Origin of the sequence: Burkholderia sp. MSh2 (assembly GCF_000731655.1) — a bacterium.
In the GTDB taxonomy this organism is placed as follows: Bacteria; Pseudomonadota; Gammaproteobacteria; order Burkholderiales; family Burkholderiaceae; genus Burkholderia; species Burkholderia paludis.
The window spans coordinates 38268-59447 of the sequence record NZ_JPGM01000012.1 but is presented as its reverse complement, the minus strand read 5'-3'; the positions used below and the strand labels follow the sequence as shown (position 1 = coordinate 59447).

The 21180-nt window shown below is 69.2% G+C and carries 18 protein-coding genes; 12 read left to right on the top strand and 6 right to left on the bottom strand.

Annotated features, from left to right (window positions below; translation table 11 throughout):
- The first annotated feature begins 40 nt into the window (after positions 1 to 40).
- The 5 genes from GQ57_RS09170 (at position 41) to GQ57_RS09150 (ending at position 5905) form a co-directional block, all read left to right on the top strand.
- On the top strand, positions 41 to 1531 hold the full coding sequence (locus tag GQ57_RS09170; protein ID WP_034197693.1) for an aldehyde dehydrogenase: 1491 nt from the start codon (positions 41 to 43) through the stop codon (positions 1529 to 1531).
- Positions 1532 to 1549: 18 nt separating this feature from the next.
- Positions 1550 to 2512, top strand: coding sequence for a VOC family protein (locus tag GQ57_RS09165; protein ID WP_034197692.1), 963 nt, complete (start codon positions 1550 to 1552; stop codon positions 2510 to 2512).
- Positions 2509 to 3753 (top strand): NAD(P)/FAD-dependent oxidoreductase, encoded by a 1245-nt coding sequence (locus GQ57_RS09160; protein ID WP_034197691.1) that lies wholly within the window; start codon positions 2509 to 2511, stop codon positions 3751 to 3753. The genes GQ57_RS09165 and GQ57_RS09160 overlap by 4 nt, the downstream gene beginning before the upstream one ends.
- A gap of 30 nt (positions 3754 to 3783) precedes the next feature.
- Positions 3784 to 5184, top strand: a complete 1401-nt coding sequence (locus GQ57_RS09155) for an MFS transporter (RefSeq protein WP_034197690.1) — start codon at positions 3784 to 3786, stop codon at positions 5182 to 5184.
- A 169-nt stretch (positions 5185 to 5353) separates the two neighbouring features.
- Positions 5354 to 5905 carry a GNAT family N-acetyltransferase gene (locus GQ57_RS09150; RefSeq protein WP_034197689.1) on the top strand — a complete coding sequence of 184 codons (552 nt, stop codon included), beginning with the start codon at positions 5354 to 5356 and terminating at the stop codon, positions 5903 to 5905.
- A gap of 30 nt (positions 5906 to 5935) precedes the next feature.
- Here the strand turns inward: GQ57_RS09150 and GQ57_RS09145 are convergent, their stop codons facing one another.
- Positions 5936 to 6328 carry a hypothetical protein gene (locus GQ57_RS09145; RefSeq protein ID WP_031399097.1) on the bottom strand — a complete coding sequence of 131 codons (393 nt, stop codon included), beginning with the start codon at positions 6326 to 6328 and terminating at the stop codon, positions 5936 to 5938.
- Positions 6329 to 6370: 42 nt separating this feature from the next.
- A complete protein-coding gene (locus GQ57_RS09140) occupies positions 6371 to 7297 on the bottom strand; it encodes an ADP-ribosylglycohydrolase family protein (RefSeq protein WP_031399096.1) in 927 nt (308 codons plus the stop codon).
- 553 nt (positions 7298 to 7850) lie between these two features.
- On the opposite strand from GQ57_RS09140, the gene hcp reads away from it, so the two are divergent.
- From hcp to GQ57_RS09120, 4 genes are all read left to right on the top strand, one after another.
- On the top strand, positions 7851 to 9518 hold the full coding sequence (gene hcp, locus GQ57_RS09135) for a hydroxylamine reductase (RefSeq protein ID WP_034197688.1): 1668 nt from the start codon (positions 7851 to 7853) through the stop codon (positions 9516 to 9518).
- Between the two features lie 13 nt (positions 9519 to 9531).
- Positions 9532 to 10560 carry a 2Fe-2S iron-sulfur cluster-binding protein gene (locus GQ57_RS09130; RefSeq protein ID WP_031399094.1) on the top strand — a complete coding sequence of 343 codons (1029 nt, stop codon included), beginning with the start codon at positions 9532 to 9534 and terminating at the stop codon, positions 10558 to 10560.
- 120 nt (positions 10561 to 10680) lie between these two features.
- On the top strand, positions 10681 to 11094 hold the full coding sequence (locus GQ57_RS09125; RefSeq protein WP_034197687.1) for a PPC domain-containing DNA-binding protein: 414 nt from the start codon (positions 10681 to 10683) through the stop codon (positions 11092 to 11094).
- 75 nt (positions 11095 to 11169) lie between these two features.
- Positions 11170 to 11682, top strand: a complete 513-nt coding sequence (locus GQ57_RS09120; RefSeq protein WP_031399092.1) for a DUF4274 domain-containing protein — start codon at positions 11170 to 11172, stop codon at positions 11680 to 11682.
- Between the two features lie 116 nt (positions 11683 to 11798).
- Here the strand turns inward: GQ57_RS09120 and acnB are convergent, their stop codons facing one another.
- Both acnB and GQ57_RS09110 read right to left on the bottom strand, forming a co-directional pair.
- Entirely contained in the window at positions 11799 to 14384 is a 2586-nt protein-coding gene (acnB, locus tag GQ57_RS09115; protein WP_031399091.1) for a bifunctional aconitate hydratase 2/2-methylisocitrate dehydratase, read from the bottom strand.
- Positions 14385 to 14740: 356 nt separating this feature from the next.
- Positions 14741 to 15214 carry a nuclear transport factor 2 family protein gene (locus GQ57_RS09110; RefSeq protein ID WP_034197686.1) on the bottom strand — a complete coding sequence of 158 codons (474 nt, stop codon included), beginning with the start codon at positions 15212 to 15214 and terminating at the stop codon, positions 14741 to 14743.
- A gap of 212 nt (positions 15215 to 15426) precedes the next feature.
- On the opposite strand from GQ57_RS09110, the gene GQ57_RS09105 reads away from it, so the two are divergent.
- Positions 15427 to 16809: a lysozyme inhibitor LprI family protein gene (locus tag GQ57_RS09105; RefSeq protein WP_052001181.1), complete on the top strand. Its 1383-nt coding sequence runs from the start codon at positions 15427 to 15429 to the stop codon at positions 16807 to 16809.
- 68 nt (positions 16810 to 16877) lie between these two features.
- On the opposite strand, the gene GQ57_RS09100 is transcribed toward GQ57_RS09105, so the two are convergent.
- Positions 16878 to 17126 (bottom strand): hypothetical protein, encoded by a 249-nt coding sequence (locus GQ57_RS09100; RefSeq protein ID WP_031399088.1) that lies wholly within the window; start codon positions 17124 to 17126, stop codon positions 16878 to 16880.
- A gap of 672 nt (positions 17127 to 17798) precedes the next feature.
- Complete coding sequence (locus GQ57_RS09095; protein WP_031399087.1) at positions 17799 to 18233, bottom strand: universal stress protein; 435 nt, start codon at positions 18231 to 18233, stop codon at positions 17799 to 17801.
- A 370-nt stretch (positions 18234 to 18603) separates the two neighbouring features.
- Between GQ57_RS09095 and GQ57_RS09090 the strand changes: the two genes are divergently transcribed.
- Together GQ57_RS09090 and GQ57_RS09085 are read left to right on the top strand one after the other, a co-directional pair.
- Positions 18604 to 20088, top strand: a complete 1485-nt coding sequence (locus GQ57_RS09090; protein WP_034197685.1) for an amidase — start codon at positions 18604 to 18606, stop codon at positions 20086 to 20088.
- A gap of 363 nt (positions 20089 to 20451) precedes the next feature.
- On the top strand, positions 20452 to 21138 hold the full coding sequence (locus GQ57_RS09085) for a hypothetical protein (RefSeq protein WP_031403081.1): 687 nt from the start codon (positions 20452 to 20454) through the stop codon (positions 21136 to 21138).
- The last annotated feature ends 42 nt before the right edge of the window (positions 21139 to 21180 follow it).

Sequence of the window (21180 nt, the reverse complement as noted above, 5' to 3'; positions counted from 1 at the left end):
GAGGGCGGACGTGCAGACACAGATTTGTGGGACTTGTGACATGACTCCTTTCGATACGAGCCTCGTGCCCGACGGCAACATCCTGATCGGCGGCGAGTGGCGGCGCGGCCGTGGCGCGCCGTACACGAGCGTCTATCCGGCCGACCAGTCGCCGAACATGGAAGTGTCGACCGCGAACGCGGAAGACGCGGCCGACGCCGTCGAGGCCGCCGACGCGGCATGGCGCCGCGCCGACTGGGCCGGGCTGAAGCCGCACCAGCGCGCGCAGGTGCTGTACCGCATCGCGGATCTGATCATGCAGCGCCACGAGGCGCTCGCGAACCTGCAGCGCCGCGACAACGGCAAGCCGATCGGCGAGACGCGCGTGCTGGTGGCCAGCGCCGCGAACACGTTCCGCTATTTCGCGGCGTGCCTCGAAACGCTCGACGAGGAACTGACGCCGTCGCGCGGCGACTACCTGACGATGAGCGTGTACGAGCCGATCGGCGTGATCGCCGCGATCACGCCGTGGAATTCGCCGATCGCGTCCGATGCGCAGAAGCTCGCGCCGGCGCTCGCCGGCGGCAACGCGGTGGTGCTCAAGCCGGCCGAAGTCACGCCGCTCGTGTCGCTCGCGCTGGCGCGCATCTGCGAGGAAGCCGGCGTGCCGAAGGGCGTGCTGAGCGTGCTGCCGGGCAAGGGCTCGGTGATCGGCGACGTGCTCGTGCGGCATCCGCTGGTGAAGAAGGTGTCGTTTACGGGCGGCACCGAGGTGGGGCGCGGCATCGCGCGCCTCGCGGCCGAGAAGCTGATGCCGGTGTCGCTCGAACTCGGCGGCAAGTCGCCGACGATCGTGTGCGACGACGCCGATCTCGACCACGCGGTCAACGGCGTGCTGTACGGCATCTTCAGTTCGTCGGGCGAAGCGTGCATCGCGGGCTCGCGGCTGTTCGTGCAGCGCTCGGTGTACGACGCGTTCATGGCGCGCCTGGTGGCCGGCGCACGCAAGCTGCGCGTGGGCGACCCGACCCGCCCCGACACGCAGATGGGGCCGCTGATTACCGCGAAGCATCGCGAATCGGTGGAGCGCTACGTCGCGCTCGGTCTCGAGGAAGGCGGCCGCCTGCTGTGCGGCGGCGAGCGTCCGACGGGCGACGGGCGCGAGCACGGCTTCTTCTATCAGCCGACGATTCTCGAAGGCCTGCCGAACAGCGCGCGCATCTGCCGGGAAGAGATCTTCGGGCCCGTGCTCGTCGCGATGCCGTTCGACGACGAAGCGTCGCTGATCGCGCAGGCGAACGACAGCGTGTTCGGGCTCGCGGCCGGAATCTGGACCCGCGACTACAAGCGCGCGTGGCGCATTGCGCGCGCGCTGGAGACGGGCACCGTCTGGATCAACACGTACAAGCTGTTCTCGATCTCCACGCCGTTCTCGGGCTGGAAGGAGAGCGGGATGGGCCGCGAGAAGGGGCGTCTCGGCATCCGCGAGTACATGCAGCAGAAGAGCCTCTACTGGGGCTTGAACGACGCGCCGCTGCCGTGGGCGAACTGAGCGAAGGGGAATGACGCAATGAGCATCTTGGGAATCGAGCAGATCACGTATGGTGTCGACGATCTCGCGACCTGCCGGCGCTTTTTCGCCGACTGGGGGCTGAAGGAAGTCGCGCACGACGAAACGCAGGTGCGCTTCGAGACGCTGAACGGCTGCACCGTGCTGGTCGTCAAGGCCGACGATCCGGCGCTGCCGCCCGCGTTCGAGGCGGGCCCGACGCTGCGGGAGGTCACGTGGGGCGTCGCGACGCAGCAGGAACTCGACGCGCTGCGCGGCAAGTTCGCGGGCCAGCCCGGTTTTTACGCCCGGAAGGATGCGCTCGGCTGCACCGATCCGAACGGGATGGCGATCCGCGTCGAAGTCACGCGCAAGCGCGAACTCGACATTACCGGCTCGCCGTCGAACGTGTGGGGCCGTACGCTGCGCGTCGACCAGCCGAGCCCGATCTATGCGCGTGCGGAGCCGGTCGAGGTCGGGCATGTCGTGTTCTTCACGAACTGCCTCGACGCGCAGGAAACGTTCTATCACGACCTGCTCGGCTTCGAGACGTCGGACCGCTATCCGGGCCGCGGCGCGTTCATGCGCTGCGCGCCGCACGGCGGCCACCACGACCTGTTCCTGCTCGCGCTGCCTACGGCCAAGCGCGGCCTGAACCACGTCGCGTTCACCGTGCGCGACATCCACGAAGTGTTCGGCGGCGGCATGCACATCGACCGCTGCGGCTGGGAAACGCAACTCGGCCCGGGTCGCCACCCGGTGTCGTCCGCGTACTTCTGGTACTTCCAGAACCCGGCCGGCGGCCTGATCGAATACTACGCGGACGAGGACATGCTGACGCCCGAGTGGCAGCCGCGCGAATTCGAGCCGGGCCCGACCGTGTTCGCCGAGTGGGCCGTCGACGGCGGCCTCGACGGCAACACGCGCCGGCAGAAGGACGCGAAGGCGCCGGAAGGCAAGTTCATGACGGAGCGCAAATCATGAGCGAAGCGAACACGCAGGCGCAGGCCGCGCCCGGCACGGTCGTCGTGATCGGCGGCGGCCAGGCCGCCGGCTGGGTGCTGAAGACGCTGCGCGCGCAAGGGTATGCGGGCCGTCTCGTGATGATCGCCGACGAGCCGCACCTGCCGTACGAGCGCCCGCCGCTGTCGAAGGCCGTGCTGGCCGGCGACGCCGACATCGAGACCGTGCGCGTCGTGCATCCCGACGAATTCGACGCGCTGAACGTCGAAGCCTGGCAGCCGGAACGCGCGGCATCGATCGACCGGGCGCGCCGCGTCGTGCGCACGGATAGCGGCCGCGAGATCGAATACGACCGCCTCGTGATCGCGACCGGCGGCACGTCGCGCCGCTTGCCGGACGCGCTCGTGAAGACGCCGCACCTGCATTACCTGCGCACGCTCGACGAGGCGGCCGCGCTCGGCGAGAAGCTGCGCGCCAGCCGGCGCGTGCTCGTGATCGGCGGCGGCTGGATCGGCCTGGAAGTGGCGGCGACCGCGCGCAAGCTCGGCGTCGACGCGGTCGTGGTCGAGGGCGCGCCGCGGCTGTGCGGCCGCTCGGTGCCGCAGATCGTGTCGGATTTCCTGCTCGACCTGCATCGCGCGAACGGCGTCGACGTGCGGCTCGGCGCGGCGCTCGCCTCGCTCGACGCGCAGCCGGGCGACGCGTCGAAGGTGCGCGCGACGCTCGCCGACGGCACGACGATCGACGCCGATTTCGCGGTGGCCGGCATCGGCCTCGCGCTGAACGCGTCGCTGGCGAGCGACGCGGGGCTGGCCGTCGACGACGGCATCGTCGTCGACGAGTTCGGCGCGACGAGCGACCCGGCGATCTTCGCGTGCGGCGACGTCGCGAACCATCACAACGGCTGGCTGAAGCGGCGCGTGCGGCTCGAATCGTGGGCCAACGCGCAGAACCAGGCGATCGCGGCCGCGAAGGCCGTGCTCGGCGAGCGCGCGCCGTACGCGGAGATTCCGTGGTTCTGGTCCGATCAGTACGACGTGAACCTGCAGATCCTCGGCGATCTGCCGGCCGATGCGCAGCTCGTCGTGCGCGGCGAGCTCGCCGCGCGCCGCGCGACGCTGTTTTTCCTGGGCGACGGGCACGTGAGAGGTGTCATCGCCGTGAACAACGCGCGCGAGCTGAAGCTGGCGCGCAAGTGGATGAACCAGGGCCGGGCAGTGGATACGGAAGCCCTGGCGGACACGAGCAAGGCACTGGCCTGACCGGGCGCCGAGACCAAGGAGACACCCCGCATGAGCACTTTCGACAACGTCGTGGCCGGCCGCGCCACGATGGACGCCGCCGCCGCCACGCCCGGCACGATCATCGCGCGGCTCGAGCGGCTGCCGGCCAACGCGATGCAGATTCGCGCGCGCGTGCTGATCGGCGCCGCGACGTTCTTCGACGGCTTCGACGTGATCACGATCGCGGCGACGCTGCCGCTGCTGATTCACAAATGGGGGCTGTCGCCGACGCAGATCGGCCTGCTGATCGCATCCGGCGCGATCGGCCAGCTGGTCGGCGCATTCCTGTTTCCCGCGCTGGCCGAGAAGCATGGCCGGGTGAGGGCGATCGCCTGGAGCTCGGCCGTGATCGGCGTCACGAGCATCGCCTGCGGGTTCGCGCCGACCTTCGAGGTCTTCGTGCTGTTGCGGATCCTGCAGGGCCTCGGCCTCGGCGGCGAGCTGCCGGTCGCGGCGACCTACATCAACGAGATCACGCGCGCGCATGGCCGCGGCCGGTTCGTGCTGCTGTACGAGATCGTGTTCCCGATCGGCCTGCTCGTGTCGATGGCGCTCGGCGCGTGGCTCGTGCCGCGCTTCGGCTGGGAGATCATGTACTTCGTCGGCGGGCTGCCGCTGATCCTGTCGCTGGTGCTCACGCGCCTCGTGCCGGAATCGCCGCGCTGGCTCGCGTCGCGCGGGCGGCTTCCGGAAGCCGGGCGTGCGGTGAGCGCGTTCGAGGCGTCGGTGCGCGGCGAGCTGCCGCCGGTCACGCAGGCGGCCGCATTCGACGAGATGGTGCGCCAGCATCCGAAGCGCAGGATGAGCGACCTGTTCAGCGCCGCGTATCGCAAGCGCACCCTCGCGGTGGCGACGCTGTGGGCGACCTGCGGGTTCATCCAGTACGGGCTGTCGACGTGGCTGCCGACGATCTACAAGAACTTCTATCACGCGCCGCTGCAGCTCGCGCTGAACCTCGCGGTGATCGGCTCGGTGATGGGCGTGCTCGGGTCGCTCGCGTCGGCGCTGCTGGTCGACAAGCTCGGCCGCAAGCCGGTGATCGTGTGGTCGTTCGTGCTGTGCGCGCTGTCGCTCGGGTTCGCGGGCATCTATCACGCGTCGTCGGTGTACGTCGTCGCGATCTTCTGCTCGCTGTCGCTCGGGCTGATGGCGTCGGGTTTCATCACGGCCTACGTGTACACGCCGGAACAGTATCCGACGAGCATCCGCGCGTCGGGCTGCGGGCTCGGCAGCGCCTGGCTGAAGATCGCGTCGTTCGTTGCGCCGATGGTGGTGCCGCACGCGATCATCGGCGGGAATCTCGCGCCGGCGTTCTACCTGATCGGCGTCGTGCCGCTGATCGCGGCGGCGACCGTGCATTTCGTCGGGATCGAGACGAAGGGGAAGGTGCTCGAAGCGCTCGAGGCGTAAGCGCGGCCGGCGGTAGCGGATGACGTGACGAGGCCCGGGCGATGCCCGGGCCTTGTGTCGTGCGGCGCGCCGGTTGCCGCGGCGGGCCGCGCCGTGCAAACGCGCGCGATGGCCGACTGGCGGCTTGCGTGTTCTAATTCACGATCCCGTTTTTCGACCGACTGTCGCCATGCCCCTGTTCGAACCCGTCACGCTGGAAACTTCCCGCCTCGTCCTGCGGCCGCTGCGCGAAGCCGACGCGCACGCCTTCTTCGAGATTTGGTCGGATGCGGAAGCCATGCGCTATTTCTCGTTCTCGCCGATGACGCACATCGAACAGGCAATCGAGCGCGTCGCGCGCAACCTGAAGACGTCGGCGAGCGGGCAGGACCTGATCTGCGTGCTCGAACTGCGGGAAACCGGTGAAGCGCTGGGCGAATGCGCGCTGTTCCATGCGAACGAGCAATGCCGGCGCGCCGAGATCGGCTTCAGCCTGCGGCGCACGTTCTGGCGCGGCGGATACATGCGCGAAGCGGCCTCGGCCGTGATCGATCATGCGTTCGGCACGCTGCGGCTGAACCGGCTCGAAGCCGATATCGATCCGCGCAACGTCGCGTCGGCGGGGCTGCTCGAACGGCTCGGATTCGCACGGGAAGGGTTGCTGCGGGAGCGCTGGATCGTCGGCGACGAAGTGTCGGACAGCGCGCTGTACGGGTTGCTGGCAAGCGACCGGCGCGCGTGACGCGGCCGGGCCGGTGAGGGCCCGGTCATGTCATTCCCAGCGGCTGTCGTCCATGTCGGCCTCCACGTCGGCGGTTCCGCCGAAGCCCAGCTGCTCGAGCCGTGCGTAGTAGCGCGTGTAGTCGAATTCGCCGTCCGCTTCCCACGGTTCGAGATTCCAGATCGCGTCGGCCATCCACGGAATCCAGCGCGGCGGAGGCGGCCATTTCAGGAAGTAGGTCACGCGTTCGCTCGCCTGCCACGCACGCTGCTCCCACCATTCCTGAAACACCATCATGAACGTTTCGCCGCCCCCCATTCGCCACCCCATGCTGTACGGGTGCGAATCGGGCGCGATGACCCACGGTGGCGGAACCGTGCCGTACTGCGCGGTGTAGTCGGCCACGCCTTGTTCGTACCAGTCTTCGTCTGCGTACTGCCCCATCCGGTCTCCGTCTGCTGTTGGCTGCGTATTCTCTTCGAGCGCTCACGATTTCGCGAGCCGGCCCTCGACCTGTTCTTTCCCGCGCAGCGCCGCGACCCACCGGCCGGGTAACGCGTGCTCGCCGTACAGCGCGCCGGCGAGGCTGCCGGCGATGGCCGCCGTCGTATCCGTGTCGTTGCCGAGCGCGATCGCGCGCTTCACGCAGTCTTCGTAGCTGCGCGTCGACAGCAGGCAATGGATCGACGACCAGAAGCTGTCGACCACGTAACCGGACCCTTGCGGCGCGTCGAAGCGGCCGTCGAGCACGACCTTCAGTTCGACCTCGTCGGCGGTGCCCGCGTAGCGCGTCAGCAACTCGTCTTCGGCCGCGCGCACCGCATCGGGCGCCGGTTGTCCTTCGACGATGCCCATTGCGGTCAGGCCATAGAGCGCACAGCACAGCTGCGAGCGCACGTGGCCGTGCGTGACGACGCTCTGCTTGCACGCGAGCCGGATCGTTTCGTCGCGCGAGGCGGCGACCATCACGACCGGGAAGCAGCGCATCAGCGAGCCGTTGCCGTTGTCTTGCTCGCCGCCGGGGCCGGCAACGGCGGGCGCCGCGCCGGCTGCCAGCGCGTGGAACGCACGCTGCGTCTGCAGGCCGACGTCGAATACGCGGCCGTCCGGCGTGAAGGCGCCGCGATGAAACCAGTCCTGCAGGTTGCGGGCGAACGTGTCGAGATTCAGGTCGCGGTCGTCCGACAGCGCGTCGAGCAGCGCGAGCGCCTGCGCGCCGTCGTCGCTCCAGGTGCCGGGCGGCACGCCGTCGTGCGCGCGTGCAAAGCCCGGCGGCGGCGTCATGTCGATCGCGGCGGGCGGCGGGATCGACGCGGCGTCGTGGAATTCGTACGGGACGCCCAGCGCGTCGCCGATCAGCAGGCCCAGCAGGCCGCCGCGCAGGCGGGATCGTCGGTTTGGAATCGTTGTCATCGGAAGCGGTTCGGGTTGGCGGCTTGCGTCGCGAAACACCGTGCAGACTAGACCAATCGCGTGCGCGTGCCTAGCCGGCGCGATGAACGCGACGGGGAGGCAATCGCTCTAGCCGCATGCGGCAACCGGGCGAATGGGCGAATGGGCGAATGGGCAAACGGGCAAACGGGCAAACGGGCAAACGGGCAAACGGGCAAACGGGGAAACGGGGAAACGGGGAAACGGGGAAACGGGGAAACGGGGAAACGGGCGGGCGACGACGGGCATCGCGACGGTGGGCAGGCCTTCGAATGCGCGGATCCCGGCCATGCAGGCCCACCCGGAGACGTTCGCGCGGCCGACGCCGGCAAGCCGTCATGGCGACAAGTTGCCTCACCGGTGCGCCTGCCGCTTCTTGATCTGCATCACGGTGGCGCAACGCGCGCGGAAACATCATGAAAAAGATTCATGCAGCCGGCATCGTTGAACGGGCGGGATGCCCGGCGGCCCGGAGCCCGCGTTCCGCCGCCGTTCGCGCCGACCTGCGCCCCCATGATCGAGAAAGGAGAGCACCGTGTTCTGCTATCAATGCGAACAGACCGACCGCACCGGCGCACGGCCCGGCTGCGCGTCGGTGAAAGGCAACTGCGGCAAGGATGCGACGACGGCCGGCCTGCAGGACCTGCTGGTCCATGCGGTGAAGGGCATCGCGCAATACGGCGCGATCGCGCGGGCGATGGGCGTGCCCGATCGGGACGCCGACCGCTTCATGCTGTATGCGATGTTCACGACGCTGACCAACGTGAATTTCCATGCGGCGCGTTTCGTCGCGCTGCTGCGCGAGGCGGCGCAGGTGCGCGATCGCGTGAAGGCCGCGTGCGAGGCGAGCGTGCGGGCGGCGGGCTCGATTCTCCCGGCGCAGCACGGGCCGGCGATGTGGCAGCCGGCGGACGATCTGGCCGGCCTGCTGGAGCAGGCCGCCGGCGCCGGCATCGACGCGGACCTCGACGAGGTGGGCGAGGACATCGTCGGCCTGCGCGCGCTGGTGCTGTACGGGCTGAAGGGCGTGTGCGCGTACGCGCATCATGCGCGGGTGCTCGGCTACGAGCGCGACGACGTCTACGACGGGATCGAGACGGCGCTCGCGTTGCTCGCCCGCGCGCCCGTCGATATGGACGTGCTGCTCGCGCAGGCGCTCGAACTCGGCCGGTTGAACCTGACGGTGATGGAGTTGCTCGACAGCGCGAACACCGGCCGTTTCGGCGCACAGCAGCCGACCGCCGTGCGCGTGTCGCCGGTGGCGGGCAAGGCGATCCTCGTGTCGGGCCACGATCTCGGCGATCTGCACGCGCTGCTCGAACAGACGGCCGGCACGGGCCTCCATGTGTACACGCACGGCGAGCTGCTGCCGGCTCACGCATATCCGGTGCTGAAGGCGTTCCCGCACCTCGTCGGCAACTACGGCGGCGCATGGCAGGACCAGCAGGCCGACTTCGCGCGTTTCCCCGGGCCGATCCTGATGACGTCCAACTGCATCGTCGAGCCGCTGGCGCCGTACCGGCAGCGGATCTTCACGACGGGGCCGGTCGGCTGGCCGGGCGTGCGCCATCTCGAGCATCGCGATTTCTCGACGCTGATCCGCGCCGCGCAGGCGTTGCCCGGTTTCCCGGCCACGCCGCCGGCGGAGACGATCACGGTCGGGTTCGGCCGCCACGCGGTGCTCGGCGTGGCGGATCGCGTCGTCGACGCGGTCCGGGCCGGACAGATCCGTCATTTCTTCCTGATCGGCGGGTGCGACGGCGCGGCGCCGGGCCGCGACTACTACACCGCGTTCGCGGAGCAGACGCCCGGCGATACGGTCGTGATGACGCTCGGCTGCAACAAGTACCGGTTCAACCGGCACGCGTTCGGCGAGATCGGCGGCCTGCCGCGCCTGCTCGACATCGGGCAGTGCAACGACAGCTATTCGGCGATCCGGATCGCGACCGCGCTCGCCGATGCGCTCGAATGCCGCGTGAACGACCTGCCGCTGTCGTTCGTGATCTCGTGGTTCGAGCAAAAGGCGGCGGCCGTGCTGCTGACGCTGCTCGCGCTCGGCCTGCGCAACATCCGGCTCGGGCCGACGCTGCCGGCGTTCGTCACGCCGGGCGTGCTCGCGGTGCTGGTCGAGCAGTTCGGCATCCGGCCGATCGGCGACGCAGCGGCCGACCTGGCCGAGTCGCTGGCGCATCCGGCGGCCTGAACGGGATCGACCGATGACCTACCGGATCGACATCACGACGCGCGACGGCGCGCGGTTCGACTTCGGCTGCGATGCCGGGCAGGATCTGCTGTCGGCGGCGGCCGACGCGGACATCACGCTGCCGTCGCAATGCCGGCGCGGCAGTTGCGGCGTGTGCCGGGCGACCGTCGTCGACGGCCCGTACGAGAGTCGGGACGACGGCGCCGGCGTGCGGCCGCCGGGCCCGCGCGAGCGCGGTGAGGTGCTGCTGTGCCGGACCCTGCCGCGCGGCGACCTGCGGATCGCCGCGCCGTACGACAGAGCCAAGGTGCTGCTGCACCCGGTGCCCGTGCGCACCGCGCGGATCGCGACGCTCGAGCCGATCGCGGCCGGCACGATGCGGGTCGAGCTGCAGGTCGAGCCCGACGACGCATTCGGCTCGGCGGTGGAGTTCGAGCCCGGCCAGTTCGCCGAGCTGGAGGTGCCCGGCAGCGGCCGGCGCCGCCCGTATTCGCTCGCGAACACGAGCAACTGGGACGGTCGCCTCGAATTCGTGATCCGGCTGCGGCCGGACGGCGGGTTCTCGACATACCTGGGCGAGCGCGCGCGGCCCGGCGATCCGCTGACCGTGCGCGTGCCGATGGGCGGCTTCGGGCTTTTCGCGGACAGCCTGCGGCCGCGCTGGTTCGTCGCGGGCGGCACGGGCCTCGCGCCGATCCTGTCGATGCTGCGGCGCATGGCGGAGTTTCAGGAGACGGTCGACGCGCGGCTTTTCTTCGGCGTCAATCAGGAAAACGAACTGTTCATGCTCGATGCGCTCGCGCAATTGCAGGCCGACTTGCCGCGGTTGCACGTCGATCTGTGCGTGTGGCGGCCGGGCGCGGCATGGGCGGGGTATCGCGGCACGCCGGTCGACGCGTTGCGCGCGGCGCTTGCACAGACGGGCGCGCTGCCGGATCTCTACGCGTGCGGGCCGCCGCCGCTCGTGCAGGGAGCACGCGAAGCGGCCGCGGCGGCGGGCGTGCCGGACGCACAGTTCGTGAGCGAGTGTTTTACCGGTTGATGCCGGTGCCGGTGCAGGCACCGCCGCAACCGCGCGGTGCCAGCGGGTGCGGGCGGCTTGCCGGATTCGCGAGGCGAACGTACGCTTGGTCGATCCCCCTCCATCGGCAGGTGCCCGACCATGCAAGCCCATCCCCTGCGTCTGTCTCCCGGCGACGATCTGCGCGCCTCCATCGAAGCGGCGTTGCGTCGTCTCGGCGCGAACGCGGCATTCGTGATCCAGGGCATCGGCAGCCTGAGCGTCGCGCAGTTGCGCGTTGCCGGCGCCGACGCGCCGACCGAGCTGCGCTGCGATCTCGAAATCCTGACACTGGCCGGTTCGGTATCGCCCGACGGCGCGCATCTGCACATGGCCGTTTCCGACGGGAGCGGGCGCGTGTCGGGCGGCCATGTCGCGAGCGGCTGCGTGGTGCGCACGACGGCCGAGATCCTGCTCGCGCTGCTGCCCGCGCATCGCTTCGCTCGCGAACCCGACCCGCGCACCGGCTTCAACGAACTGGTGATCCGCCGCGAGCCGGGCGGCGAGCGCGCGTGAGCGTCGCGAGCGGCGGTAGAATCGCCGGTCGTTCGGGGCTTTCCCGCTATCCACCATTCCACGAGGGCACCATCCATGGACGATCCGGAAATCGAACAGAAAGCGTGGGATATCGTCCGCACCTGGCTCGAGGGCGCGACGCCCGAGCAGTGGCACCGGTTCGCCGCGCGCTCCAATTACGACGGCAACGACTGCGAGCTGCGCTGGCTGCTCGACAATCGCCAGGTCGATCGCGCCACCGCGCTGCTGATCTACTGGAATCTCGGCGCCGCCTGGTACGTGCAGTACGCGAACGAAAGCGACCTGGGCGACGGGTCGATTCACCTGGACACGTTCCGGCTGCTGCGCGAAATCGAGCGGCGCTATGCCGACGGCCATTACGCCGATCACGGCATCCGGTTCGATCCGCACGACTTCGAGGGCGCGGGCCCGGACGACTATCCCGACGTGCCGGTTGTGCGGCCGGTGCCGGCGCTGATGCTGCAGCCGACGAGCGGCAGCGTGTACGTCGATCTCGACGAAGCGGAAGGGTACGACGAAGGCTTGCCGTTCGACGTGGCCGAGCGGCTCTACGCGCTGTACGACTGAGCGGGCCGCGGCCGCCTGCCGGCGCCGCATGAAAAATGGCGCCGCCGGCTGAATGCCTGCGGCGCCATTGCGCGATGCTGCGACGTCGACCGCCCGTCGCAGCCCGATGCGCGTGCTTACAGCTGCACGGTGTCGGCCACTTCCTTGAAGTCTTCGATCTGGTCGAAGTTCATGTACTTGTAGATCTTGTCGCCGTTGGCGCTTAGCACGCCCATGTCGGCCATGTACTCTTCCTTGGTCGGGATCTTGCCCAGACGCGAGCAGATTGCCGCCAGCTCCGCCGAGCCGAGGTACACGTTGGTGTTCTTGCCCAGGCGGTTCGGGAAGTTGCGGGTCGACGTCGACATGACCGTCGCGCCTTCGCGAACCTGTGCCTGGTTACCCATGCACAGCGAGCAGCCCGGCATTTCCGTACGCGCGCCGGCCGTGCCGAACACGCCGTAGTGGCCTTCCTCGGTCAGCTGCTTCTGGTCCATCTTGGTCGGCGGCGCGACCCACAGCTTGACCGGGATGTCGCGCTTGCCTTCGAGCAGCTTCGACGCGGCGCGGAAGTGGCCGATGTTGGTCATGCACGAGCCGATGAACACTTCGTCGATCTTGGCGCCGGCGACGTCCGACAGCGTCTTCACGTCGTCCGGGTCGTTCGGGCAGGCGACGATCGGTTCGTGGATGTCGGCGAGGTCGATCTCGATGACGGCCGCGTACTCGGCGTCGGCGTCCGGCGACAGCAGTTGCGGGTCGGCCAGCCATTGCTCCATCGCCGCGATACGGCGCTGCAGGCTGCGCGGATCCTGGTAGCCCTGCGCGATCATCCACTTCAGCAGCGTGATGTTGCTGTTCAGGTACTCGATGATCGGTTCCTTGTTCAGGTGCACCGAGCAACCGGCGGCCGAACGTTCGGCGGATGCATCCGACAGCTCGAACGCTTGCTCGACCTTCAGGTCGGGCAGGCCTTCGATTTCGAGGATGCGGCCGGAGAAGATGTTCTTCTTGCCTTGCTTGGCGACCGTCAGCATGCCCTGCTTGATCGCGTACAGCGGAATCGCGTTGACGAGGTCGCGCAGCGTGACGCCCGGCTGCATCTTGCCCTTGAAGCGGACCAGCACCGATTCCGGCATGTCCAGCGGCATCGTGCCGGTGGCGGCCGCGAACGCGACCAGGCCCGAGCCTGCCGGGAAGCTGATGCCGATCGGGAAGCGCGTGTGCGAATCGCCGCCGGTGCCGACGGTGTCGGGCAGCAGCATGCGGTTCAGCCACGAGTGGATCACGCCGTCGCCCGGGCGCAGCGCGATGCCGCCGCGCGTGCTGATGAAGTTCGGCAGCGTCTGGTGCGTCTTCACGTCGACCGGCTTCGGATACGCGGCGGTGTGGCAGAACGACTGCATCACGAGATCGGCCGAGAAGCCGAGGCAGGCGAGATCCTTGAGTTCGTCGCGGGTCATCGGGCCCGTGGTGTCCTGCGAGCCGACCGAGGTCATCTTCGGTTCGCAGTACGTGCCCGGACGGACGCCCTGGCCTTCCGGCAGGCCGCAGGCGCGGCCGACCATCTTCTGCGCGAGCGAGAAGCCCTTGCCGCTGTCGGCCGGCTGGTGCGGCAGGCGGAACAGCGTCGACGGCGCGAGGCCCAGCGCTTCGCGCGCCTTCGCGGTCAGGCCGCGGCCGATGATCAGCGGAATGCGGCCGCCGGCGCGCACTTCGTCGAACAGCACGTCGGACTTGACCTGGAAGTCGGCGATCACCTTGCCGTCCTTCAGCGCCTTGCCTTCATACGGGCGCAGTTCGACCACGTCGCCCATTTCCATCTGCGACACGTCGAGCTCGATCGGCAGCGCGCCGGCGTCTTCCATCGTGTTGTAGAAGATCGGGGCGATCTTGCCGCCGAGGCACACGCCGCCGAAACGCTTGTTCGGAACGAACGGGATGTCCTCGCCGGTGAACCACAGCACGGAGTTGGTGGCCGACTTGCGCGAGGAGCCGGTGCCGACCACGTCGCCCACGTACGCGACCAGGTGACCCTTTTCCTTCAGCGATTCGATGAACTTGACCGGGCCGCGCTTGCCGTCTTCTTCCGGCGTGATGCCCGGGCGCGCGTTCTTCAGCATCGCCAGCGCGTGCATCGGGATGTCCGGGCGGGTGGTGGCGTCCGGGGCCGGCGACAGGTCGTCGGTGTTGGTTTCGCCCGTCACCTTGAAGACGGTGATGGTCAGGCTTTGCGGCACTTCCGGACGGCTCGTGAACCATTCGGCGTCGGCCCAGCTTTGCAGCACGGCCTTCGCGTGCGCGTTGCCCTTGTCGGCGAGTTCCTTCACGTCATGGAACTGGTCGAACATCAGCAGGGTTTTCTTCAGGGCGTCGGCTGCGACGGCCGCGACGGCCTCGTCGGACAGCAGTTCGATCAGCGGCTGGATGTTGTAGCCGCCGAGCATCGTGCCGAGCAGCTCGGTCGCGCGCGCGCGGGAGATCAGCGGGCTGACGGTCTCGCCCTTGGCGACGGCGGCCAGGAAGCCGGCCTTCACGCGGGCGGCTTCGTCGACGCCGGCGGGCACGCGGTGGGTGATCAGGTCGAGCAGCGTCTGCTCTTCGCCGGCGGGCGGGTTCGTCAGCAGTTCCACCAGTTCGGCGGTCTGCTGAGCCGTCAGCGGCAGGGAAGGAATACCGAGCGCGGCGCGGGCGGCCACGTGAGCACGAAAGTTTTCAAGCATGGGGAGACCTGCTGATATTGCGTTTGAGGGGAAGGCCTTGCCGGCACTCCGGGCTGTTCCAGGCACTGCTTTGAGCGGGATTCTAATCCCAATGCTCTTTAACGTCAAATGTCTTATGTCTTATATAAGAGTTGAGGCGGGCGATGCGGCGACGGATGGCCGGACGAGGCGGCGGCGGGTGCGGGCGTGGTGCGCCCGCGCGCCCGGGAGCCCTTGCCGGCCGGGCAAGGTTGCGACGGAGGGCTGTCAAATTCGGGTGGGGAAGCGGGTGCGATCGATCCCGGGCGGCATGCCGCAGGCGATGGCGTCCGTCCGGCATGGCCGGTGCGGCGATGCAGCCGCGCGCGGCGCGTGCGCTAGCGTCGTTTGGCCCGATACGCGTCGAGATTCCTGCGCGCCTGCGCGCGGATCGCGCGTTGCACGAACGGCGTCCAGCCGAGCAGCGCGCCTTTCAGCCCGAGCGCCTGACGCGACCAGCGCCACAGGTCGAAGCTGTCGCGATGCTCGACGATGCGGCCGTCGAGAAACCGGAAACGCGCGTCGATCCGGTTGACGACCATGCGGCCGGTCGGGCTGAACCGGTAGTGGGCGATCCATTCGGCGCGCCCGGCCCGTTGATCTGCGTCGACGTCGCCGAACGTCAGTGAAAACTCCTGCGCGCGCGCCACCAGCATGCGCCACATGTCGCGTGCGTGTTCGCCGCGCAACTCGCCGAACGCGGGATCGCTGAACACGATGTCGTCGGCATAGCAGGCGAGCATCGCGTCGACGTCGCGCTGCTGGAATGCCGTGTAGAAGCGCTGGATCAACGCGGTGTTCGGGTGGCTCATCTGTCGATTGGCTTTCGTTGTCGATGCGGCGGCGAGTCGTCGCGGCGGCCCGATGGCGGGCAAGCCACTGTAGCGGAAATCGCCCAGGCTGTCGCTCGCGCGCGACGACCGCGGCCGGCTGTTTCGCTGGCCGGTCAATTGGTGGACAATCCGGCGCGGGAGGCCGCCCGCGCCTCGTCCGCAGAGCCCGCGTCGACCGTCGAGACCGATCCATGACCTTCCGCATTGAAGCGCCGTTCCGGCGCGCGTTGTTGCCCGTGCTGCTCGCCGTTGCATCCCGTACCCCCGCTGCGGGGCTCGACTGCGCGCACGCGGGCAGCCCGACGGAACAGGCCGTGTGCGCGTCGAGCGACCTGCACCTGGATGACGGCAGACTGTCGGCCTTCTACCGGAAACTGTCCGATGCGTTGCCGCAGGGGCCGCGCGCCGCGTTGCGCACCGAACAGCTCGGCTGGCTGAAGGCTCGCGACCAGTGCGGCGCGGATCGAGGCTGTATCGAACAGCATTATCGGTCGCGGATCGGCGATCTGCAGACACGGCTGGTGGCGGTGTTCGCGTACCGCCCCGACGCCGAGGACCGGGCCGCGCTCGACGATTTGCGTGCGCTCGTCGAGCAGGCGCGCCGGACGGATCCGGTCTCGCCGGTCGAGCAGGTCATCGAGCGGCTGCGGGTCAGGACGGCGGTCGCGCAGTTCTCCAGCGCGTCCGACGACGGGCAGGACGCGGCGTTTCCGACGGCCCGGCCCCGCGACGTGACGGTCGACGAATGGAAGGCGTTGCACGCGTCGCACATCGACGCCGGCGACACCACGACGCGCGCGTTCTACACGCTGATCGACCTCGACGGCGACGGGCAGCGCGACCTCGTCGTCGAATCCGCGGCGGAGGGGACCGGCCTGTGGTCGTCGGTCGACGTATGGCGGCGCAACGGTGGCCGGTTCGAGGTGCCCGCCAGCTCGAACGAGGCGCTCGATCGCAACCTGTACACGACGAACGGCCGCGGAGCGAATCAGGCGGCCGATTGGGTGCGACTGCGCGGGCGCGTCTATGCGCTGTATCGCGACAGCCACTACGGCGTGGACGAGTATTACCTGCTGCGGCCGTTTACCGTCGTCGACCGGGTGCCGAAGCTGACGGTCCACTATCGCTACCGGCTGTCGGTGCCGATCGAGCAGCGCGACGACGGCAAGGCCGCTGCGACGACGCTCGACCGCACGCTGCACGCGGCCCTCGAACGGGCGCTGCGCGACGTGAGCGACAGCACCGCGCGCGATGCCGGCTCCGACACGCCGCTGTGTCCGATTCCGGCTTCGGTGCAGGGCGACGATCGCAGCGAGTACATGAGCTACGGGCCCGGTCACTACACGTTCGAGATTGTCGGCGACATGCCGGTCCGGGTCGGCGGCACGTGCTACATCGGCCGGCTGATCGACTGGTTCGGCGGATACGGCAAGGACGGCCTGTTCGCGCAGATATCGATGCGCGTGCCCGGCAGCGACACCGATCGCGAACAGACGTTCACCGTGAACGGCGTGCGGGCCGTCACATCGGTCGCGACGTCGATCGAGAAAATGACGGTGAACAGCGGGGATTGACGTGGAGGGGTGCGGCTCCGGTTCGGCCGGTTCGGCCCGAACCCGAGCGACGCGCCGCCGGACGCGCGTCAGCGGTTCGCCAGCGCGACCTCCTGGTTGCCGCGCCCCGTCACGAGGCAACCCGACATGAATGCCTCGCTCTGGCTGCCGGCGGCTGCGTCGCCGAAACCGCGGCCGAGCGCGTCGGCCTTCACCTGCGCGGCGCCCTGTTCGCAGGCCAGCGGGCTCGCGTCATGCCCCTGCGCATGCAGGATCGCGCGATCCGCGATGAGATAGGCCAGCAGCGCGAAAACAGCGATATGTACGGCTCGTCTCATGGTTCGTCTCCTCGTCGCTCAAGCGTAACGCGGACACGTTCGACGTGGCACTTGGGGGTTCCCCCGGTAAACGTCTGCTGAAACGGGGCCGGGCAGGGTGATCCTGTCCCGTTTTTTTGGCGAATCGCGAGCGAAAGGGGCGGGCGCTCTTCAGGCGGGCGGCCGGCGGTTTCAAGGCGTTCGGCGCCCGCAACCGGATGCGCGGTGCGACGATCGCGCGGCGGTTTTCGGCGCGGCAGGCGGGCGATTCACGCGAGGTTGACGAATGTCAGGGTCCGGGCGGGGCCGGGCGGTCGCGGGGCCGCTCGGGGCGATAGCATGAATGCATGATTTGACGGAACGGGAACGCGGAAGAACGCATCGGTTCCGGCAAGCAGGTGTGCGTTGAATATCGCTATCGAAATAGTGAGGAATCCAAATGCTTAACGTCTCTTCGGTTCTGATCAGTCTCGCCCCGATGTGGGCCATCCTGCTGGTTGCGTCGTCCGCGGCCGCGTATTTCGTGTTCTGGCGCAAGGCCGTCAAGTAGGCGTCGCAGCCGCCGCCGGTGCGCGTGCGAACGGCACCGCGCACATGTGGCGCGCCGTCGGGTGCCGTCGCCAGCGCCGATCCGGGGCCTGCCTCGGGTCCGTCAGCGGCGGGCTGCCGCCGCGCGGCAGCCGGTCATTCCCGTCATTGCACGGCCGTTACCGGCACATTCGAGATCCGCACCAGCCGGTCCATCACGCTGCGACGGAACAGCGACATCAGCGCGTGCAGCGGATCGTGCCTCGGCGCGACCACCACGATTTCGTCGCATCCCGTCTCCGCGGCCACGGCCGCGATCGTATCGGCCACCGGGCCCACCTTCATCACGACGCTGTACTTGACGCCGGCTTCCCGCAGGATCCGCTCGGCCATGGTCAGATCGTCGGACGCAAACTTCTCCTCGATCGAGCGCAGCCGCGACAGCGGATGATAGGCCTCGAGCCGCGTCGACTCGAGCGGCGCCTGTACGTTGATCAGCACGATTTCCGACGCGCAGCGTTCGCGATACAGGAACGTCGCGTGGCGAACGGCCTGGAGCGAGCGGGGCGAGTGACCGACCGGAACCAGCAGCTTGAGCATGAATGTTGTCCAGGGAACGATATGCTTCCAGCGTAGCGCGCGGCCGGCGCGCCCGACCTAAAGAGATCGGGCGGCCGCGTAAAAATGTTGTTAACGGGCGCCGCCGCATGACACGCCTGTTTGAAATATAAGAAATTTAAGTTTATGCGCATAAACGATTTCATCGACCGGGCGGAGGGCGCGAACGGCCCGGCGCGCCTCGCGCCGATTCAGTCGGTTCCGCAATGAATCGCGACGGAAAATATCGGAGGTCGCCGATCCGGCGTCGCGTAGAGTAGAGCGTCGGTCGCGGCGCGGCCGCTCCGGGGCGGTTCGGGAGCGGCCGCCGCCACGCGGCCCGCCATTCCATTTCGCCTCCAGGAGACCTCGCATGCCGCACGGCGCCCCGCAGTTTCTCGCTCCCGCTTCCATTTCCGTCGATCCGATCGTGCGCCTGTCGGCCGGCGAGCTCGCGGCGGCGATCCGCGGCAAGGCGGTGTCGTGCGTCGAGACGATGCGCGCGTATCTCGACCACATCGAGCGCGTGAACGGCGCGGTCAACGCGATCGTCGCGCTGCGCGAGCGGGAGGCGCTGCTGGCCGAAGCCGCGGAAAAGGATGCCGCGCTGGCGCGCGGCGAGTATCACGGCTGGATGCACGGGATGCCGCAGGCGCCCAAGGATCTGGCGATGACGAAGGGGCTGCGCACGACCTACGGTTCGCCGATCTTTCGCGAGAACGTGCCGCAGGCCGATTCCGTGGGCGTCGCGCGGATGCGCGCGGCCGGCGCGATCTTCATCGGCAAGACCAATACGCCGGAGTTCGGGCTCGGTTCGCATACGTTCAACGAGGTATATGGTGCGACGCGCAACCCGTACGACCTGACGAAAAGCGCGGGCGGCAGCAGCGGCGGCACGGCGGCGGCGCTCGCGTCGCGGATGCTGCCGGTGGCGGACGGCAGCGATTTCGGCGGCTCGCTGCGCAATCCGGCCGCGTTCTGCAACATCTACGGCTTCCGCCCGTCGCAGGGCCGCGTGCCGCGCTGGCCGGGCGTCGACGTGTTCGTCCAGCAGCTCGGCATCGAGGGGCCGATGGGCCGCACGGTCGGCGACGTCGCGCAACTGCTCGCGATCCAGGCCGGGCATGACCGCAACGATCCGCTGTCGCTCGCGGAGGATCCTGGCGTGTTCGCGCAGCCGCTCGACGCCGATTTGCGCGACAAGCGCATCGCCTGGGTCGGCGACTGGAACGGCTATCTCGCGACCGAGCCCGGCGTGCTGGCGCTGTGCGAGCAGGGGCTGGCGACGCTGCGCGAGACAGGCTGCGACGTCGAGGCCGCGCTGCCGGCGTTCGCACCAGACCGGATCTGGCGGCTGTGGCTCACGCACCGCCATCTGCTGTCCGGCGGCGGGTTGCTCGCCCACTATCGCGACCCGGCGCGCCGTGCGCTGCTGAAGCCCGAGGCGATCTACGAGGTCGAAGGGCTGCTCGCGCTGCAGGGCGCGGCGGTGTTCGACGCGAGCGTCGAGCGCACCGCGTGGTATCAGGCCGTGCTGAGCTTCTTCGACCGTTACGATTTCATCGCGGCGCCGACCGCGCAGGTGTTTCCGTTCGACGTCGACCAGCGTTGGCCGCAGGCGATCGCGGGCCGCACGATGGACACCTACCACCGCTGGATGGAAACGGTCGTGCCGTGGACGCTGGCCGGCTGCCCGGTGGTCAGCGTGCCGGTCGGCTTCAACGAGGCGGGGCTGCCGATGGGGATGCAGCTGATCGGGCGTCCGCGCGCCGATCTCGCGGTGCTGCAGCTCGCGCACGGCTACGAGCAGGCGGTCGGGCCGGCTGGCCGACGGCTGCCGGCCTGGATGGCCGCGTGACGCCTGACCCGGACATCTGACCCGGCCCCGGTCCCGGACACGGACACGGACACGGACACGGACACGGACACGGACACGGACACGGACACGGACACGGCGCGCGACGGCCGGCGGTGATTTCCGGCCGAGCTGTACTGCGTGGGCCTGTGTCCGTCGAGATTGATGCTGTTTGGGAACGAATTCGGGCGGATTTCGGCATATCGCCGCGCATGCATGACCGAATCCGCCCGCCCGCGCCCGCCGGCCGCCGAATGGCAAGCGGCCGCGAGGCGCGATTTCGTTTCGATGTGTTTCAGTCGTTGCCGCGGCGCGCGACGCGCTTCGACAATATCTGCCTCAATCAATCGGGCACGAGGGAAACACATGAAGCAGATTCGCGCGACGGGCCGGTACCTGGCCTCGGCAGGCATCGCGCTCGGCCTCCTGGCGAGCGGCGCCGCGCACGCGCAGTTCGACCTGCGCTCGGTCGGCGCGGCGCTGCTCGACGGCGGGCAGCAGCAGGCGGCGTCCGGGCAGGGCGGCGTCGCGCAACTGCTGCAGGCGTACGTCGGCGCGAACCGCCAGGTGCTGGCCGGCCAGTCGTCGCTCGCGTCGGCGATGGGGCTCACCGGCGCCGCCGGGCAGGCGCAGCAGGCCGAGAGCGAGCTCGGCGGCGGCGCCGCGCTGACGCCGGCGGCGCTGTCGCAGATGGGCGGCGCGCAGCAATCGGTGTCGCAGGCGCTCGGCCAGGCGTTCGCGAGCGGCGGGGCGACCCACGGCCCGATCGACCGGCAGGCGTTCAGCGACGGCCTCGCGTCGCTCGGGCAGGGGCTCACGCAGTATTCGCAACTGCAGCCGGGGCTCGGCGAGCTCGGCTCGGCCCGCGCGGCGTCGCTGCTGCAGTCGGGCCTGACGGCGCAGAACGTGCAGGCCGCGTCGTATATCGCGCAAAGCGCGCCGGGCCAGTTGCAGTCGCTCGCGACGACGCTCAGTCAGGCCGTGCAGTTCGCGACGAGCCAGGGTATTCCGGTGCCGTCGGTCGCGTCGTCCGCGCTGAAGCTGCTGCCGTAACGTCACGCGAGGCCGTGCGCGGCGGGCCGCCGGCATCGCGCG